The sequence below is a fragment of the Clostridium sp. LIBA-8553 genome, from assembly GCF_057782465.1.
Map to the genome: position 1 here is coordinate 2,831,649 of NZ_CM173489.1, position 20,398 is coordinate 2,852,046.

Genomic DNA, 20,398 nt, shown 5'->3' on the forward strand with positions numbered 1-20,398 from the left:
ATCCTCCTACTTAATAATTACATCCTTGATGTAGTCTTCCAATACAACAATCATTAAACTACTTCCTCTTCCCGCTCTATTTTGTAATTTAATGTCATCAATATTGACTTCAGCCTTTTCCTTCTGCTTAGACTCTAAAACAAGTTTTTCATAATTACTAGTTAATTCTTTTTTATAGTCATTATACGCTTCTAAAGTTTTATCATCAATACCTTCTATTGATGGTATAGCCTTTCCAAAGATAACTTTATTATCATCTTTTAAGCTTATTCCTGTTACCCCTGAAGCCACTCTTCCCATTGGATTAATAGCTGTAGCAGAGAATTTAATTCCCATACCATTTTTAGTTACCAAGATAATAGTAGCATTTTCAAAATTTATATCTACATTTACTAACTCATCCTTTGGAGTTTTAAATTTATAAGCTATTTGATTATTAAATTCTCCTAAGAACTCTCTTAAAGATGTCTTTTTAACTAATCCTTCTCTTGAGAAGAAATAAACAAATAAATCTTCACCTATTTTCCCAAATTCATTTATAGGAGCTACTTTTATTATAAGTTCATCTTTTTCAAATCCATCTACTAAATCTGAAATATTACTTTCTTCTGTATTTTGAAGTAAGTATGCTGGGAATTTAAATACCTTTCCTTTATTTGAGAAAGCAATTATATTTCTAAATGAATTAACTTTTATCTTTTCATAAGAATTGCTATTCATGTTATTGAAAGTTTTTATATTTCCTTTTTTATTTATTCCTATTATGAATTCTTTATATTCATAGTTATCTACAAATCTTATACTTTTAATTTGGTTACCACTCTTTAATGGTACTAATTGAACCCCTAGTATATTTCTATCTGTAAACTCTAATTCTGGTTCTGAAACAACAAAGTTTAATCCATTAGTTGTTTCAATTTCAACAAATCTTTCTTCATCCTGTGAATCTATTAAAGATACACTTGCTAATAAATCATCATTCTTAAGCTTTATGGCCATAAGCTTTGAGTAAGCAGTAACAAATTTATCTAAAGTAGTCTTCTTTATTAACCCATTAGCAGTTATAAACTTAAAGCATTTGTTTGGAAGGAAGTTCTCAATTGATTCAAGAGCAATAATTTTTTCATCTTCTAAACTTAATCCTCTTATTAAATCTTCAAGTCTTTCTCCTTTATCCTTCCATTTCTTATCTGCTACAGAATTACATTTTATTTGATAAACAGTTCCCTTATCAGTAAATACAGCTAAGGTATCCTTAGTATTTGATTTAATAAGGAATTTTAAATAATCTCCTTCTCTATATTCAATTTCATTTTCATCAACATTGGAACGATTATAAGTCTTAAGAGGAATCTTCTTTATAAATCCTTCATTTGATAGAGTAACCATAACATCTTCAGCTACTATAAGCTCTTCTAAATCAATTTTAGCCTCGCTTTCATCCTCAACTAAAGCAGTTCTTCTATCATCGCCATAAGTCTCTGCCACTTCTTTTAATTCTTCTTTTATAACTCCTAAAAGAACTGATTCATTTTCTAAAATTCTTCTAAGCTCTTTTATTTTTTTTGATAATTCTTTATGTTCTTTTTGGAATACTTTTATTTCTAAGCCAGTTAATCTATAAAGCATTAATTCTAGAATTGCTTCAGCCTGTAAGTCAGTAAAATCAAATTTAGCAACTAAATTTTCATGAGCATCTTTCTTTGATTTTGACGCTCTAATTGTAGCTATAACTTCATCCATTATTCCTATAGCTTTTATGAATCCTTCAACTATATGGAATCTCTTCTCAGCAACTTCTAGCTCCCTTTTTGTTCTTCTTATAACAACCTCTTTTTGATGGTTTACGTAATGAGTTATTATTGTTTTTAATCCCATAGTTTCTGGTTTACCATCAGCTAAAGCCACCATATTAAAGCTTATATTTCCTTGAAGATCTGTTTTCTTATAAAGATATTTAAGAATCTTGTCAGCCATATCATGATCAATAGCCTTCTTAAATTCTATAACAGCTCTTATACCAGTTCTATCAGACTCATCTCTAATATCAGCAATTCCATCTAAAGCTTTTGCATGCCTCTTATCGCCAGTCATATCTGATATTGTTTGAAGTATTCTTGCCTTATTTCTTCTATAAGGAAACTCTGTTATAACTATTCCAAGTCTTCCATTTTCCAATTTCTCTATATTAGCTTTTGCTCTTAAAGTAACTTTGCCTTCCCCTGTTTCATAAGCAGATAAAAGAGTTTTTTGTCCAATTAAAACTCCTCCTGTTGGAAGGTCTGGTCCCTTTATATAATTCATTAATTCTTTAGTAGTTATTTCATTATTATCTATATAAGCTAATGTACCATCTATAACTTCTTTTAAGTTATGTGGAGGTATGTTAGTTGAAAGTCCAACAGCAATACCAAAGGTTCCATTTACTAAAAGATTTGGATATCTAGCTGGTAGCACCTTAGGTTCCATTTCTGAATCTGAGTAGTTTGGAACCATGTCTACTACATTTTTTTCTATATCTCTAAGCATTTCCATAGATATACTAGAAAGTCTAGCTTCTGTATATCTCATAGCTGCTGCTCCGTCTCCATCTATACTTCCCCAGTTACCGTGTCCATCAATTAGGGGAGCTCTTGTACTAAAGTCTTGAGCTAGAATTACCATAGCATCATAAACTGAACTATCTCCATGTGGGTGATATTTACCTAATATATCCCCAACTATTCTAGCTGATTTATAATAAGGTTTGTCTGGAAAAGCCTTTAACATGTACGCTCCATATAAAATTCTTCTGTGTACCGGCTTTAATCCATCTCTTACATCTGGAAGTGCTCTATCTTTAGCAACCTCTACTGCGTAAGGTAAATAGTTGTCAGGCATAACCTCTTCTAGAGGCATTCTAACAATATTATTATCCTTAGGTATTTCAATATTCTTTTTAGCCATTTAATCTCCTCCTTTAGAACTCAGCATACTTATACATGTAGTTCTTTCTAGGTTGAACAACATCACCCATTAATAAAGAAACCATTTTTTCTGCCTTAGCCGCATCCTCTATGGTAACTTGTACTAAAGTTCTTGTCTCTGGATTTAAAGTTGTTTCCCATAATTGATCTGGATTCATCTCTCCAAGTCCCTTAAATCTTTGAATTGTTGCTCCCTTTCCAACCTTCTTCTTAACTGCTTCTAATTCATCATCACTATAAGCATAAAGTATTTTATCCTTACCTTTTCCAGATTTTGCAACCTTATAAAGAGGTGGTTGTGCTAAGTATAAGTGACCATTAGCTATAAGAGGCCTCATATATCTATAGATGTATGTCATCCAAAGAGTTCTGATATGATATCCATCTACGTCAGCATCACTCATTATTATTATTTTGTTATATTTTAAATCATCTTCATTATAATTATCTAATATTCCTGTGCCTATAGCAGTATTGAATATCTTAAGTTCTTCTGAAGCTATAACATTTTCTAACTTCTGTTTCTCTGTATTCATTATTTTACCTTTTGAAGGCATTATTGTTTGGAATCTTCTATCTCTAGCTTGTTTAGCTGAACCACCAGCAGAATCTCCCTCAACTACTATAAACTCATTGACTTCTTTATTTTTTAATGTACATACTGCAACCTTACCTGCCAAAGGTGCTGTTCCTTTTCCTATTTTCTTTCTCTCTGCATCATTAATCTTTTTAATTTTCTCTCTTCTCGCAGCTGCATCTAAGGCATTATTTATAATCATAGTTGCAACTTCTTTATTATCTTCAATCCAGTGACCAAACTTAGTATAAGCTAAATCGTTCATCATTGTATAAGCTTCATTATTTCCAAGCTTAGTCTTTGTTTGTCCTTCAAAAACAGGATTTGTGATTTTTATTCTAACAATAGCTGTCATACCTTCTCTTAAGTCGTCACCTTCAAAATCTTTATCCTTTTCTTTTACAAGATTAAGCTTCTTAGCCCACTCTTTAAAAGCACGAGTCATACCTGTTTTAAAACCAGTTTCATGAGTACCTGCTTCTGTTGTAGGTATGTTATTTACATAACTAACTATGTTTTCTGTTGTAGAATCTGTAAATTGAAGACATATTTCACCATACATCTGTATATTATTTACTTCTCTCTCCCCTTCAAATAAAACGGGTGTTGGATGAAGAGGTGTTTTACTCTCATTTAAATAATCTATAAAATCTAAAAGTCCTCTTTCAGAATAATACTCTTTACATACGCTTTCTTCTTTTCTATTATCAATAAGCTCTAATCTTATCCCTTTATTTTGGAAAGCTAGTTCTTGTAATCTTTCATCTATTATGTCAAATTTAAAATCAGATGTTGAAAATATTTCTCTATCTGGTAAAAACGTAACCTTAGTACCAGTTTCAGCTGATTTTCCTACAACTTCTAATGGAGTTACAGGGGTTCCTGGCATATCTTTCCTAAGCTCTTTGTCATAAGCATATTCAAATCTTTCTTTATATACCTTACCATTTTGCTTTACCTCAACTTCTAGCCATCTTGATAAGGCATTAACAACAGCAGCTCCAACACCATGAAGACCACCAGATGTTTTATAGTTTTGGTTATTAAACTTTCCTCCTGTATGAAGTTCAGTAAATACCATTTCAACACCAGTCTTTTTCTTGATTGGATGCATTCCTGTAGGAATTCCTCTTCCATTATCTATTACAGTTACACTTTTATCTTTATTTAAAATAACTTTAGCTTTATTTCCATATCCATTTGATATTTCATCTATAGAGTTATCTAGTATCTCCCATATGCAATGATGAAGTCCTTTGCTTCCAGTAGAACCTATGTACATTCCTGGTCTTACTCTAACTGGCTCTAACTTTTCTAAAGAAGTTAAAGAAGTAACATCATAACTGTTATTTCTACTGCTCATATACATCCTCCCTTAATTCTTCTGAAATCTCTTTGTATATTTCCTCTAATTTAAATAATTCATTCTCTATATCATTTATTTCTAATTCATTTCTAAAAGTTTTTTTCTTTGCACTTGTTCCGTATCTAGGATCATAATATTTTTCCATAAGCTCTAAGGCTACTTGCTTATAATCTCCCTTCGCTACCAAGCATTTATATTGTTCCACTCTTTCTGGACTTATATGCTTTTTAAGAACACCTAATGCTTCATCTAGTTGTTCATTTACATTTTCGAATGCAGTATATTCTTTAACTAATCTTTCCGCTCTTACATCCGGATCTGCGGTTATTTTTAACTTAGAGCCCTCATACATTTTTTCAAATAAAGTATCTGGGATTAAAATTCTTCCTATTCTCTTACTTTCTCCTTCTATAAATACAATGTTAGATTTTCTATGTCTAAGTTTATCGTAAACCAATGCGTCAAACCTCTTCTGAGTGTTACAATCTCCTAAACCAACACCACCTAAAATTGATCCTCTATGATTTGCACATCCCTCTAAGTCTAAAACATCATAGCCTTTTTCTTCTAATTTATATAACATTTCTGTTTTTCCTACACCAGTGTTTCCATATAGTACTATAAAATCAATTTCCTTTGAGAATTCTCCTATTTTATTAATAATAAAACTTCTATATGATTTATATCCACCTTCTAATTTGTAACAATTTATACCTAAACTATTTAGTAATGAATGTAGACTTCCACTTCTCATTCCGCCTCTTGCACAGAAAATAACAAGTTTCTTGCCATGTTTATTTCTATAAAGCTCTTGAACTTGTTTAAATATCTCTGGCAATCTTCTAGAGATAAATTCTATTCCTTGCTCTTTTGCAGCTTCCGTACTTTCTCTAACATATAAAGTTCCGACTACATCTCTTTCCTCATCTAAAAGCACAGGAATATTTATAGCTCCAACCATTGGCTCTTGAAATGACTCCTTTTGGCTTCTAACATCTATAAAGATATACTCGTCCTCATGTCCATATATCTCCTCGTAACTTATTAATCCAAACATTTATATATCATCCTTTCAATTTACTAAAATAGTATAATTCTTTAAAAATACATTGTCAAACATTTGTTCCCATGGACTATACTTTTATAATACTTCACGATTATTAATTATATCAAAAGATTTTAAAATACAAAAATATGCTATATCCAAATCAATAACATCTAATAATATTGTCAACTTTTTATAGTCATAAACATTATTTTATAGCAAAAATATAAGACATCCATTTTGGATGTCTTATAATAATTAAACTTCATATATTCCGATTTGTCTAACGTGTTTAGTATGTGACCATTCCTTTTTATCTTTATCTATTATACCTTGGATTGTTATTGGTATCCAAGTTAAGATATATAATGGATAAATTAAATATCTGTAGAATATTTGGAAGTTTCTCTTTCCTAAGAATAATAATGTTCCTATTAAGAATATTCCTATATAAGCCACATTGAATAGTGTTAATAACACTACATTATCTAATATACCTAATTGAGTTATTAAGTATGGTTGTATAAATACGTTACATGCATATAGTCCTAAAACTACGAATAACTTTCCACTCATCTTCTTATCAAATAGTAAAGCAAATGGTGTTAATAAAAATTGGAATACACAGAATAACTGCCATGCTGTTGCATTGAATAAATAGCTTATAACAAATATTCCAAGACCATCAACCGCTCTTATTTGTATGAATGTTAATAAACCAGCTAATCCCATTGCTAAAGTAACAAATGGTTGCATTACGTATAAAGTACAGTCAAAAGCAACAAAGCTTCTATCTTTTATAGATTTCTTTAAAAGTTTCATTCCATATCTAGTAGCTACGTCTGCAAATCCTTGCATCCATCTCTTTCTTTGATTCCATGAAGCTTTTAAAGTTAATGGTTTTTCATCATATATTATGGCATCATGTGCCCAACCTACTTTTTCTCCATTTAATATAAGCTTACAACTAAATTCTAAGTCCTCTGTTAAGCAAGTAGCTCCCCAACCTAATTTCTTAAGTGTTGCAGTATCTATAACAAATCCTGTTCCACCTATTTGAGCTGATAAACCTATATTACTTTTAGCTAATTGAAGCATTCTATTTGCTGATGTGAATGCTATTGCATAAGATTCTGTTATCCAAGAATCTTGAGGGTTCTTAGAATCTATATATCCTTGAACAACCTTAAAGCCTTCACACATTTTATTATTCATTTCTTTTAAGAAATTTTTATCAACTAAATTGTCAGCATCAAAAACTGCTATTCCATCGTAGTGAGTTTCCATTTTGAATATTTTATCAAACATCCATTCTAACGCAAAACCCTTACCTCTTTTTTCTTTATTAAATCTTTCAAATACATTTGCTCCTGCTTCTCTAGCAATCTTAGCAGTATTATCAGTACAGTTATCTGCAATAACAAATATATCATATAATTCTTTTGGATAATCTAAGTGCTTTAAACTTTCAACTAAATTTTCTATAACTACTTCTTCATTATGAGCTGCTACAAGCATTGCAAATTTCTTTTGAGGTTCAAAAACCTTTTTATCTTTTTTCTTATAGAATCCAAATAGCGCTATGAATAAATAGTATAGCATTAGAGCAAATACGCCTATTTGAAAAATAGCTGTTACCCAAAATATATACTTTTCCATAAATTCCACTCCTATAAATTAAATTAACCTTTGACATTATAACAGTTATTTATACATTTTGTAAAATATATTTTTTTGTTATTTTTTAATAAACTATCAAAAAAATTTTAAAGTGGAATAAACTTAATAAGTTGGAATGGATATTCCTTGTAAAATCTTCATAGCAATTGATTCATAAAATATAATTTATTTTATGAATCAATTGCACCAAAATTTTAAATGTTGCTATCTAGCCAACTCATTATATTTTTAATTTTTTCCAACTTTTTTAATTTAATATTCTTTTTCTCTGATAGCATTAAATTTTTGTCTATCTTGTAATTTTTCTAACAACTAGTTTTTTTGCAAAGGTTCCTTTTTTTGAATTTTCCTAAAAATATTTTCTATTTCTTTCTTAGATTCTTTTACCAACCATATAATCGTCATATTCTACAATATCATTTTCAAATATCTTATGATGTTTAAAATAATACTGCCTGTTCTTCACGAGGATCGGTTTCAGTTTCATCTTTAAATGTTATTTCTAGTATACTTACATACATCAACCCACTGTAGTGGTTTAATCTGCTCATAATTAATATTGAATCCATGAGCAAAAACTAACACTTGCTTTTTAATAAGTTTTATTTTTAATTATAAAGTTTTGATTATTTTTCATCTGGTACTAAAATTATTATAACGTCGCAATTATTAACTGCATCACTAAACTTTGAAACTTTTACCCCTTCTCTTTCAGTCTTTTCTCAAGACCTACTTCCTTCACATAACCATATAGTTACATTAACACCACTATCCTTTAGATTTAAAGTATTTGCATATCTTTGACTACCATAATCAATTATTGCAAATTTCTTATCCTTTATTAAATCTAAATCTGTATTTTTTCATAATATAATTTTGCCATATAACACCCTCTTCAATTATTACAAAATTCTTAATTTATAATTTTAAAATACTTTACATATATTATTTATAACTTTACATTGTATCTTAAATTAAACTTCATCCTATAAACCTTTGTTAAAATAATTATAATATTTTCAGTATAAATTATTTTATGAAATCTTTTTATTTATTTTTTTAACCCGTTTAAACCACTTATAAATTTTCCACTGTATTTTTTATTTAATTGTAAAAAATATAGTTAATATTTTTTAGTAAAGGATTGATTAAATGAAAATAGGATATGCTTGTACTCCATTAACCACTAATGCTCGTACAAATCGTAGAATACTTTTAAAAGACTTTTCTTATCATAATTTATTTTCTGTCATAGATAAAAACTTAAATGATTTATATAAAATATTAGAGTGGAATTTAAAAAACGATATTTTTCTTTTTAGAATAAGTTCAGACATAATTCCTTTAGGTTCTCATGAAATAAACAAATTTAACTGGCAAAAAGAATTTAAAACCCAACTAAATACTATAGGAAAATTTATTAAAAAACATAACATACGCGTTTCAATGCACCCTGGACAGTATACAGTAATAAATTCTCCTAAGGAGGATGTTTTAGAAAAATCTTTAAGGGATATTGAGTATCATTGTGCATTCTTAGATTCCTTAGACTTAGATTATAAAAATAAAATAATTCTTCATATAGGAGGAGTTTATGGAGATAAACCTTTGGCAAAAGAAAATTTTATAAAGGGATTTAATAAGCTCTCATCTTCTTCCAAAAAGCGCTTAGTCATTGAAAATGATGAAAAAAACTTTTCTCTTGATGATGTATTAGAAATAACTAATAAAATTAATATTCCTGTGATATTTGATAATTTACATAACATATGTTTTGGGGATAATTCATACACCTTAAAAGAAATTTACTCCTTAGTAATAAATACTTGGAATAAAGATTTAGATGGAAATATAAAGGTTCACTATAGTGAACAAGATATGTTAAAAAAGAAAGGCTCTCACTCCTCCTCAATTTCTATAAATGAGTTTTTGAATTATTATAATAATGTTAAAATTTTTAATCCAGATATAATGCTAGAAGTTAAAGATAAGGATATATCCTCTATTAAATGTATCAACGCTTTAAAGGAAATGAATAATATTCTACCTTTAGAAACTTTTATAGAAGAAGTAGACAATTATAAGTTACTTCTATTTCAACATGATAAGAACTTTCATCATACTATTGAAAAACTACCTAATAATATAATAGATTTTTATATTTATATAGACAATCTTCTTTTAAAACCTAATGATAATGTAGGTTTTAAATACTCTTTAGACTTAGCCTTTAATATAATTGAAGACTATATGAGCAAAAGAGAAATTTCTCACTTTAAGACTCTTATTAAAGAAAAAGAATTTGAAAAAGCTAAGCTTTACTTAAAAAAAATCACAAACAAAATAGAAATTCCACCAATGGAATTATCTTATTACTTTTCTAGAAATTAATCTATTTTTGTCTCCAGAATTGTCACATTATATATATATTTAAAATATATTAGGATTAACAGTAAAACTTTGGAGGCAAAAAATGAGCTTTTTAAGCATAATTCTTTTTGTAATTGCTGCAAGTTTAGATATACTTGTTGTTTCCTTTGCATATGGTTTAAAAAACATAAAAATAAATTTTTCAAGTACCCTTGTAATAGCTTTTATATCGGCTTTAGGAACATTAATTTCCATGATATTAGGAAAACTATTTTTAGGTGTAATCCCTTTAAAATTAGGTGATATTATAGGTGGATTGGTTTTGTTAGGAATAGGTCTTTATTCTATATATTCTTATTTTAAAGAAAAAAAAGCTCTACCATCACATGATAGTGATAACAATTCTTCACCAATATTTATACTAGAAAATCCAGAAGTAGCTGATAAAGATAAATCCGGTAATATAGATTTTAAAGAATCTCTAGCGCTTGCAATAGCTTTATCAATAAATAACTTTGGTTTAGGAATAGGAGCTAGTATTTCAGGACTAAATATTTCATTTACAACTATAACAACCTTTTTCATTTCCCTAATATTCGTTTCCTTTGGCTTCTACCTTTCTAAAAAAATAAAGAATAAAAAGGTAGCTGATAATAGTAATCTAATTTCCGGGGTAATAATAATCTTATTATCTCTATTTATTATTTTTTAAGGATTTTATCAAATAGCTTAATATATTTTGATATAACAAAAAGGTGTTGTTTTAGTATTAATTTACTTAAACCAACACCTTTTCATAATTTATTAGAATTTAACTTGATTCTGGATTATCTATTTTTAATATCTATTAAACTCTTGTTATATCCACCTCTTGTGAGTAATCTACACCCTCTAGTCCAAATCCAAATAATTTGAAGAATTCTTTTCTAAAGTCTTCTGCATCACTTAATTCATAAACATTTTCACTGTTTATTTGTGGCCATATTTCTTCAATAGCTTTTTGTACATCCTCAGCCATTTCTAAATCATCGATTCTGATTCTATTTTCAGAATCTAAATTAAGCTTTCCTTCATAAAGATCTTCAAACATTCTATATATTTGCTCAATACATCCTTCATGAGTTCCTTTTTCCTTCATTACTTTATAAAGTATTGAAATATATAAAGATACTATTGGAATAGCTGAACTTGCTTGAGTTACTAAAGCTTTATTTACTGATACATATCCTTCACCATTTAATGATTTTAAAACTTCAGTTATTTCTCCTGCTGTTTTTTCTAAATCATTTTTAGCTCTTCCTATTGTACCTTCTCTATATATTGGATATGTAACCTCTGGTCCAATATATGAATAAGCTATAGTTTTAACACCCTCTTCTAAAACATCAGCTTCTTTTAAAGCTTTAATCCATAGCATCCAGTCTTCTCCACCCATTACTTTTCTAGTTCTCTCTATTTCTTCTTCTGTAGCTGGATTAATAGTAACATCATGGATTTCTCCTGTATGGAAATCTAAAGTCTTACTAGTAAAAGGTTCTCCTACTGTTTTTAAACAAGAACTATAAACTTCCCCTGTAACTGGATCCTTTCTCTTCGGAGCAGCTAATGAATATATAACCAAATCTACTTTTCCTATATTTTCTTTTATTAAATCTATAACTTCATTTTTAACTTCATTAGAAAAAGCATCTCCATTTACTGATATAAATTTCTTACCCTCATCTGATGCTAATTTCTTTAATGACTCTATATTATACCAACCTGCTGAAGCTGTTCTTTTACCTGAAGCTTCTCTTTCAAATGCAACGCCTAAAACTTCAGCATCACATGCCTCTGAAGCAACTATAGCACTTGCTAATCCGTATCCAGTTGAAGCACCTAGAACAAGTACTTTTTTAGCTCCCTTTATCTTACCTTTTTCTTTTACATACTCTACTTGATTTTCAACATTCTTTTTACATCCCATTGGATGAGAGGTAGTGCATATGAAACCTCTGAACTTTGGTTCTACTATCATTCTGATTTCTCCTTAACCTTTTTGTTTGATTATCAAAATATATTGTACTTTACATATTAACATATTTAATGGATTTTGTCATTACTATTAGGCTATTTCACTTGAAAATATTAGGTCTTTATACAATAAAAAAGGCACTCTAAAAGAGTGCCTTATATTTCAACTATTTATTTTCCATTTTTGTTGCCGCAGCTTCTCTTACTGCATCATCATAGTCTTTACCATTAGTTTTCTTAGCTATTTTAGGTAAAATTAAACCTAAACCTATTAATACAAATGGTGTACCAACGTTCATTCCTACTAAGAATATCCACTCTTTTGAGAATGCTGGAACATTTGTTGGGAACATACCTAATATACAAGCAAATGCTGTAAATATGAAACACCATGCTCCTATTATTATTGCGACCTTATCATTTTTAACAAATTTGTAATCTGATTTGAATTTTCCTTTTATAGCTTTTCTTAACATGATATAAGCTAAGAACACCCATAAATATCTCATTGGCATTACAACAGCATTTAATTTTAATAACCAAGTGAATAATGCATTAACATCACCAATTCCTAAAGCAGGAACTACTATTAATATACCAACTAATATTGTAGTCATAATATATCCGTTTATTGGAGCACCATGTTTATTAGTCTTAGTTAATGCTTTTGGTACGTATCTTGCATCAGTATCTGATAATAGAACCTTTAATGGAGCATCTATTGAGAATGCTAAAGCTGATATTTGAGCAGCAAAGTTTGCTAATGCATATAAAATTAAGAATGTATTACCTATTCCATAATAATTTCCTAATTCTTTGAAGGCATAATAAGCACCATTCATCATTAAGTCATCTGGAATATTATTAGCATCAAACATCATACCCATAGCTACTGATCCAAGTAATGCAGTTACTGCAACCATTACAGCTAATGCTATCATACCTTTTGGGAAGCCTTTTACAGGATCTTTCATGTTATTTACATATGGTGATATTTTTTCTGCTCCACCAACTGCAAATACTAACATTGCTATTGTTGTGAAATATGTAAAATCAAATTTTGGTATATAGGTACTAATTGAAGTCATATTAGGAGTAGCTATATGAGTTCCTCTCATAGCTGGTGCTGTTAAAACTAGCACTACATAAAGTAATGACATAACGAACATTGCTGTTCCTGCTACTGTTCCTATTTTACCTAGAGAGTTAACCCCTCTTGATGAAATCCATACAAAGAATAAGAATATTAATAAACATAATCCTTGCATAATTAATGGATTCATATTATTTATAGTACTTCCATCTTGGAAGATTGCCCATCCTAAAGAAATAATTACACCTTGTGGTTTTTGTGCTAGGTATGGAATATGTACTACCCAGTATGTCCATCCTGCTAAGTAAGCTAGTGTAGGTCCCATTGTTTTGCCTATCCATGAACTTACTCCACCTTTACTATCTTTGAATGTTGAACCTAATTCTCCAACCATAAGTGCATATGGTACGAAATATAAAGCTATTATTAATATCCATGAAGTTACTACAGTTAATCCTTGAGTTGCAAAGTTATTTACAATATTCGCAAAGCCCCAAACTGACACGAAGGCCATTAACCCAAGGTTATACCACATAAGCTTCTTTCCGTCGTTACTATTACTCATGCTTTTTTCCTCCTAATTGTTATTTTTCACAATAATTCCCCTATAAATTTTCCAAAAGAACTTGTCCATTTTTAAAATAATCCATAGAAAATCTTTTACAAATTATTTTAACGTTAAATATTACCCTTTAATTTTAACACTCTATCAATTTTAAAGCAATATCACTAAAATTCTTTATCTAACTAAATTTATAAAGTTTATTATTAATTACCTTATTAATTCTTTTGTTTCCTCCTTTTTTCTTGTTTTTCTTTTGAAAACACATGTATTTTTTGAAAGTTTCTTAATATATTTATTCATATTTCTAAAAACTTTTAAATTTTTTTACTAAACAATCCTATTTATGAAGAAATTTTTATACTAAAGAGTTTAATTAACGAAAATTACCCTAGCATTTAATTCATAAAATTTAATACTAGGGTAAAAAAACTACTTAATTATCTCAATTTCAAATTCCTCTTCTTTATAACCATTATTTAAATATTTTAACTTTGTCTCTTTATTTATTACTTCTATATATATATAACTATATTTTCCTTCTAAATATTCCATGGTATGTCCATCATCATTATAGTGGAATCCCTTAGCATTTTCACCAAACACCTTAATAAGTATGCTCTCTGGTCTCTCCTTAACATTTCTGAATTTCTTATTATAAGTAGGAATTATTGCTCCTTCTTTAACAAAGACAATAATTTCATCCAACTCACAAGGAAGCTTATACCACTTTCCTCCTTCAAGTTTTTCATTCGTGAAATAGTTAAACCAAGTTCCTTTTGGTAAATAAACAGTTTTATTTCTTTCGCCTTCATATAAAACTGGAGCTACAATCATATTTTCTCCAAGCATAAACTGCTCTCTAATATTTAAAACATTCATATCTTTCTCGTATTCCATCACCATTGGTCTAAATATAGGTAATCCCTCTTTATGAGATACATAATATAAATCATATATATATGGTAAAAGCTCATATCTTAATTCAATAGATTTTTTAGCTATTTTTTCTGCTCTCTGTCCAAAGGCCCATGGTTCTTGCCTTCTAGTGTACATATTTGAATGATTTCTGAATATAGGAATAAACGGCCCCATTTCCATCCATCTTATGAATAATTCTTCACTTGAATCTAATCCGAACCCTGAAACATCATTTCCAACAAAAGAAAAACCACTAATACCTAAGTTAGCATTCATTGATATGGACATTCTCATTTGACTCCAAAGGCTCATATTATCTCCTGTCCACACTGAAGAATATCTTTGTCCTCCAGCATAAGTAGCTCTAGTCATTGAAAAGCCTCTTTCATTAGGATGCAATTCTTCTTGTGCCTCTTTTGAGCATCTGCTCATTTCAAATCCATATCTATTATGGAATTCTTTGTGCTCTATAATTCCATTATCACTATTATGAAGACAAGTTTCTAACATTGTTTTATGATCATTATTGAAAACACATGGTTCATTCATATCATTCCAAATTCCATCCATTCCATGCTCACTTATGAATTTCTTAAGTTCACTCTTCCACCATTCTCTACATTCCTTATTTGAGAAATCTGGGAACGCACTATCTCCTGGCCAAACTGCTCCAATAAACATTTCTCCATCTAATTTTTTAGTAAAATGATTTCCTTCTTTTCCTCTTTTAAATACATCGTACTCTTCATCTACCTTAACACCTGGATCAATAATAGTAATAGTTCTTATTCCTTTTTCTTTCAGATCACTTATAAGACCTGCCGCATTATCAAAGTTAGGAGTTTTAAAAGTCATAACTCTAAACCCATCCATGTAATCTATATCTAAATACACAACATCTAATGGAATATCTTTTTCTTCAAAAGTTTTTACTAGCTCTCTTACTTCTTCTTGACTGAAATAACTAAACCTACATTGTTGATATCCTAAACTCCAAAGAGGAGGCATTTCCATTCTTCCTGTTAAAGCTGTATAATTAGTAACCACTTCTTTAATATTTTCACCTGGAATAAAGTAATATTGAATTTGGCCACCTATTGCTCCAAAGAATATTCTATCTTCCATCTCTTTTCCCATGTCAAAGTAGCTTCTAAAGCTATTGTCAAAAAATAACCCGTAAGTAGCTTCTTCTTTTAAAGCTACATAAAATGGAATTGTTTTATAATATGTTACTGATTCATCGTCAGTCTCTGGATCATCAGTATTGAAATTTTCTGTGTAACATCCTTTTTTATTTAAATCCCCACCTTTTTCTCCAAGACCATAATAAGCTAAGCAATCATTGACCTTTGATATATACACATGCCCTTCTTCATCTTTAAAACTAGGCTGAAAATCTTCACATATTGCATTATCATTTAAATCTTTAAAACTTATTTCTGTTGTATTTTTATTTACAAATGTTAAAATATTCTTTCCTTTTATAATTATAAAGTTTGAATCCTCTTCAATAGAAAATTCACCTTTTTCTAATTGATCTATTACTCCATTTGTTGGAATGCTTTCCTCATATTTATCACCAATAAAAACTTTAACTATATCATTTTCTAATATAGTTAAAGCTATTTTTATATTTGAGAAATAAATATCTACATTATTATCATTAACTTCATAATTTTTAAAAACTCTTAACCCACCATTGTAAGCCTTAAACTTCTTATTTAGGTTTTCTCTATAATTTAATTGTGGCATAATACTCTCCCCTTTATCTATATCGTTTTCAACTTAAATTTTAAATAATATGAATTTATTCTTAAAGTGTAAAAGTTATAGTAAATTATGATAAATTCCAAAAATGATAAATACAATTATTTTTTTAGAAAATGAAAATACTCTGAGTGAATAACTATATTTCTTAAAATATTTTCTTCTCCATCCTCAATAAAATAATGTTCATCCTCTGGATTTATTATTTTAAATTGTTCTTCTTTCAGAATTTCAATTTTCCCATTATAACTATGTTTAAATCTTCCCTTTAAAATCACAAAAAACTCATAAAAATCATGACTGTGTAGAGTTGTAAATTCATTTTTACTTAATACTAAATCTGCTATATGTATATTATTCTTATCCCTGCAAATCTCCGAAAATTGAAGAACCTTCATAATTTTTTATTCCTTTAACCTATTTTAAATAATAAAAATGGCTTTACTAAAAGAAAACTCAACCCACTTTACTCTTTAACTCTGTAAAAAGTATAAATTTATTAAGCAATTTTAATATTACCTAATAGCTTGTCTGAATCAAGTTTTCAATTGTAGCAAAGCCTCTACTCTAATTTTAAACCTTATTTACTCACATAAAGAAAATGATATAATGCACCTATTAAATTTGAGTCATTTTCAAATTTACACTTTTCAACCCTTACATCTAATGTTGCTATATCATTCTTTAATAAAGCAAGTTTTTCATTTATTTTTTTATCAAATCCTTCTCTAGTACTTATAGCTCCCCCAACTACTATTTTTTCTGGGTCAACTATATATTGGATATTGTACATTCCTCTTGCAAGATCCATATACCATGATTCTATTTCATTCTTAACCTCTTCATCTCCATCTTCAGCCATTTCAAAAACTTTCTTTCCATCAAGTTGTGACTTTTCTATTCCTTTAAGTTTTGAAACTCTTGTAACTAAGGCATTAGTAGATGCAACCTCACTCCAGATTCTATCGGTTAATCCCTCACTATCCCTAGTGAACATATATCCAAATTCTCCTCCATGAAGGTGCTTTCCTCTAAGAATTCCTCCATTTACAACAATACATCCTCCTATACCTGTACCAACTACAACACAAGCATAGTTTTCAATACCCTTAGCCGCTCCAATCCATCCTTCAGCTAATCCAGCACAGTTAGCATCATTTTCTATAGAAACTCTTAATTTGCATCTTTCCTCTAAAAGTTCCTTTATATTTGGCCCATGTATGCAAGGTACCGCACTTCCTCCACCTACAAAACCAGTTTTCACATCTACAGCACCTGGTGAACTACATGCAAGACCACACACCTCATTGTTTTCTTTATATGAGTCAACAATTTTACCTATTGATTCTATGAATAAATTTATGTCATTTCCTTCTGTTTTTATGCTACCTTTTTCTAAAATATCTCCATTTTCATCCATTAAAGCATGCTTTATACTTGAACCCCCTATATCAATGACAACATATTTTTTCATAAAAACATCCTCCCTATCTATATATCGTTTTATAATCTATACATTAGATTATGTAAGAATACTTTCAGTTTTTTATTTATATATTTTTTTATTATCACTATTTTGATAAAAGTAAACTCTATGCATAGCATAGAGTTTACACTTATTTACAAGTTATATTATTTTCCGTTTTCAGCTTTCCATGCATCTACTTGACTTTGCATTTCTGAAATAACTTCATCTATTCCAACTTCTTTTAATTTCTTGTTCATCTTATCTAAGTATTCAGCTTCGTTAACTGATCCACTATAGATAGTAGCTTTGAACTCTTCAAGAACGTTGTTTATAGCTGCAATTTGGTTACTTACTTTTTCAGTATTAAACTTGAATCCTAAAGCAGGTGATTCTACTGAAGCGTCGTTGAATGCTTCGAATTCTTTCCATTTATCAACTGGCTCATTATCTAAAGTATAAGTTATGAATAAGTTACCTAAAGTATAGTATCCAACTGAGTAGTCTTTAGCTTTATCAGTTAATTTTATTTGAGTATCACCAGTTTTTTCATAGTGAGTTCCTTCTATACCATAGTTAAGTAAGTTTCTTAAATATTCATCAGTGTTTAATAAGTTTAAGAATTCCATAGCTTTTTCTGGATGCTCTGAAGTCTTAGAAATAGCTATCATTGAACCTGTAGTTGAACCATTTGTGATATGAGTATCCATTATTGGTGATGAAACTACTTCATATCCTAAGTCTTTTGACCATAATCCATCAGCGTAAGGTTGTCCATCAGCTTTAGTTACAAATCTCTTAACTGCTTTATCATCCTTAGCTGTAGCTGAGTCAGCATTTATATATCCAGCATCATAGTACTTTTGTAAAGTTTCTAATTCGCTCTTCATTTTATCTGTTTCAAACATATTCTTTATTGTTAAACTCTCATCTCCATACTCAACTCCTACTGGATCAACTAATTGATCGAAGTAAGCTGGTGCTGAGAATCCTTTAGTTATATATAAAGGTGTAACACCTGGCTCATTTTCTTTTATTACTTTTAACCATGGCTCTAAATCTTCTAAGCTATGGATATCTTGGTATGGTATGTTGTATTTATCAACATATTCCTTAGTGAATACCCACATAGGTGCAACTCCGATTTCCTTTTGGTTTGGAACTGCATATGTTTTACCATCAATTTTAGCCCCTGCCCAGAATCTTTCATCTATAACATCTTTCATTTCCTTACCTTTTGACTCTATTAAATCATCAAGTTCTAAGAAAGCTCCTTTTCTAGCATTTTCTAAGTATGGGTTAGCCCATGAACAAGTAAATGCTAAATCATATGGCTCACCTGAGTTTATTATAACTCCCATCTTTTGAGTGTAATCACCATAATCAATAAATTTCATATCAATTGTAGCATTGATCTTGTCCTTTAAATATTCGTTAGCTTTTTCTTGAACCATTTCTAAGTCTTTTGGTGTTTGTCCTATTGTGTACCAAGTAAGATTTACAGTTTCGCCTTCTCCAGCATTTGCCTTTTTATCTGATCCACAACCAGTTAATACTACTGAAGTAGTAAGCATTGCGCATGCAGTTAAAGCTATTAGTTTCTTAAATTTTAACATTTAGTTTTCCTCCCTCTCAAACCTTTGTTTTTCAAATCCCTTAACATCGTTTACAAGTTTATTATATAGCTCATTTAAACATTTTCATAGTGGAGTTTTTTTATATTTATTTGACATTCTCTATGTATAATTTTTACACCTTTATGGATTTTATTGTCTTGAATAGAATATTTAACATTTTTATTTAGAAATAGAGGTTGTATAAAAATATTTTTATTTTATTCCCCCTTCTATATATAATATGTTAATTTTTTTAATCTATTTAATTACATCTGATAAAAACTTAAATGTGAATATTTTTTGAACAAATGATATTATTCTATTGTAATAATATTTCAAAAATTTCTAAAAATAATATTGAAATTAAAATATAAAGGAGTGATTTTTATGGAAAAAGCTTCTAAAGTACTTTGTATAATAGAAGGATTATTAATGGGTATCATAGGAATACTTTTTTTTACCAACCCTATTAGTTCTTTACTTTCACTAAGTATTATTATAGGAATTATGATAATAATAGCTGGGGTATTAGCTTTAATAAGAGCACCTAAAACAACTAAAAAAGGTTGGCTTATATTTAGAGGAATTATTAATATACTATTTGGATTATTATTATGTTTTTCACCAATATCAACTATAGCAACACTAGTTATATTCTATGGTGCTTGGGCATTGGTTACTGGAATATTCTTAATAATATCAGAAATAAGATACAAAACTTTTGGCTTTAACATGCCATTACTATATGCTATTTTATTAATAGTATTAGGAATATTAATTTTAGTTCAACCAATAGTATTCTTAGAAATAACACCATACTTTATAGGAATCAATTTCATAATAATAGCTATTTTCGAAATTTATCTTGGTTTTAAATTATAAAAAATCCAATTATAAATTAATAAAAGCTTAATTTATGTTTTACTTTAAATAATAACGGATAAACTAGTAACCTTC

14 protein-coding genes and 1 pseudogene are annotated in these 20,398 nt (G+C 29.0%); 3 read left to right on the forward strand and 12 right to left on the reverse strand.

Going from position 1 to position 20,398, the window contains the following annotated elements; translation table 11 throughout:
- Positions 1-6: 6 nt before the first annotated feature.
- The 6 genes and pseudogenes from AC2JAQ_RS12660 to AC2JAQ_RS12685 all read right to left on the reverse strand — a co-directional run bounded on the left by AC2JAQ_RS12660 (position 7) and on the right by AC2JAQ_RS12685 (position 8,476).
- Positions 7-2,946 carry a DNA topoisomerase IV subunit A gene (locus tag AC2JAQ_RS12660; RefSeq protein WP_488456767.1) on the reverse strand — a complete coding sequence of 980 codons (2,940 nt, stop codon included), beginning with the start codon at positions 2,944-2,946 and terminating at the stop codon, positions 7-9.
- Between the two features lie 13 nt (positions 2,947-2,959).
- The gene (locus tag AC2JAQ_RS12665; protein ID WP_488456768.1) at positions 2,960-4,906 is read right to left on the reverse strand and encodes a DNA gyrase/topoisomerase IV subunit B; all 1,947 of its coding nucleotides are present in this window, start codon (positions 4,904-4,906) and stop codon (positions 2,960-2,962) included.
- Positions 4,896-5,966, reverse strand: a complete 1,071-nt coding sequence (mnmH, locus tag AC2JAQ_RS12670) for a tRNA 2-selenouridine(34) synthase MnmH (RefSeq protein ID WP_488456769.1) — start codon at positions 5,964-5,966, stop codon at positions 4,896-4,898. The genes AC2JAQ_RS12665 and mnmH overlap by 11 nt, the downstream gene beginning before the upstream one ends.
- A 246-nt stretch (positions 5,967-6,212) precedes the next feature.
- Positions 6,213-7,613 carry a glycosyltransferase family 2 protein gene (locus tag AC2JAQ_RS12675; protein WP_488456770.1) on the reverse strand — a complete coding sequence of 467 codons (1,401 nt, stop codon included), beginning with the start codon at positions 7,611-7,613 and terminating at the stop codon, positions 6,213-6,215.
- Between the two features lie 510 nt (positions 7,614-8,123).
- Positions 8,124-8,240 (reverse strand): hypothetical protein, encoded by a 117-nt coding sequence (locus AC2JAQ_RS12680; protein WP_488458802.1) that lies wholly within the window; start codon positions 8,238-8,240, stop codon positions 8,124-8,126.
- A 20-nt stretch (positions 8,241-8,260) separates the two neighbouring features.
- A pseudogene (locus tag AC2JAQ_RS12685) lies at positions 8,261-8,476 on the reverse strand (Rossmann-fold NAD(P)-binding domain-containing protein).
- A 310-nt stretch (positions 8,477-8,786) separates the two neighbouring features.
- Here AC2JAQ_RS12685 and uvsE point away from each other — a divergent pair.
- Together uvsE and ytaF are read left to right on the forward strand one after the other, a co-directional pair.
- Entirely contained in the window at positions 8,787-10,025 is a 1,239-nt protein-coding gene (gene uvsE / locus AC2JAQ_RS12690) for a UV DNA damage repair endonuclease UvsE (RefSeq protein ID WP_488456771.1), read from the forward strand.
- 82 nt (positions 10,026-10,107) lie between these two features.
- Positions 10,108-10,716, forward strand: a complete 609-nt coding sequence (ytaF, locus tag AC2JAQ_RS12695; RefSeq protein ID WP_488456772.1) for a sporulation membrane protein YtaF — start codon at positions 10,108-10,110, stop codon at positions 10,714-10,716.
- Positions 10,717-10,851: 135 nt separating this feature from the next.
- On the opposite strand, the gene fabV is transcribed toward ytaF, so the two are convergent.
- From fabV to AC2JAQ_RS12725, 6 genes are all read right to left on the reverse strand, one after another.
- Entirely contained in the window at positions 10,852-12,021 is a 1,170-nt protein-coding gene (gene fabV / locus AC2JAQ_RS12700; RefSeq protein ID WP_488456773.1) for an enoyl-ACP reductase FabV, read from the reverse strand.
- Positions 12,022-12,184: 163 nt separating this feature from the next.
- Positions 12,185-13,675: an amino acid permease gene (locus AC2JAQ_RS12705; protein ID WP_488456774.1), complete on the reverse strand. Its 1,491-nt coding sequence runs from the start codon at positions 13,673-13,675 to the stop codon at positions 12,185-12,187.
- A 429-nt stretch (positions 13,676-14,104) separates the two neighbouring features.
- Positions 14,105-16,345, reverse strand: a complete 2,241-nt coding sequence (locus AC2JAQ_RS12710) for a glycoside hydrolase family 31 protein (protein ID WP_488456775.1) — start codon at positions 16,343-16,345, stop codon at positions 14,105-14,107.
- Between the two features lie 116 nt (positions 16,346-16,461).
- Positions 16,462-16,758, reverse strand: a complete 297-nt coding sequence (locus AC2JAQ_RS12715; RefSeq protein WP_488456776.1) for a cupin domain-containing protein — start codon at positions 16,756-16,758, stop codon at positions 16,462-16,464.
- A gap of 182 nt (positions 16,759-16,940) precedes the next feature.
- Positions 16,941-17,834: an ROK family protein gene (locus AC2JAQ_RS12720; protein ID WP_488456777.1), complete on the reverse strand. Its 894-nt coding sequence runs from the start codon at positions 17,832-17,834 to the stop codon at positions 16,941-16,943.
- A gap of 158 nt (positions 17,835-17,992) precedes the next feature.
- Positions 17,993-19,441, reverse strand: a complete 1,449-nt coding sequence (locus AC2JAQ_RS12725) for an ABC transporter substrate-binding protein (protein WP_488456778.1) — start codon at positions 19,439-19,441, stop codon at positions 17,993-17,995.
- 387 nt (positions 19,442-19,828) lie between these two features.
- Here AC2JAQ_RS12725 and AC2JAQ_RS12730 point away from each other — a divergent pair, with 387 nt between their 5' ends.
- Positions 19,829-20,323 carry a DUF308 domain-containing protein gene (locus AC2JAQ_RS12730; protein ID WP_488456779.1) on the forward strand — a complete coding sequence of 165 codons (495 nt, stop codon included), beginning with the start codon at positions 19,829-19,831 and terminating at the stop codon, positions 20,321-20,323.
- The last annotated feature ends 75 nt before the right edge of the window (positions 20,324-20,398 follow it).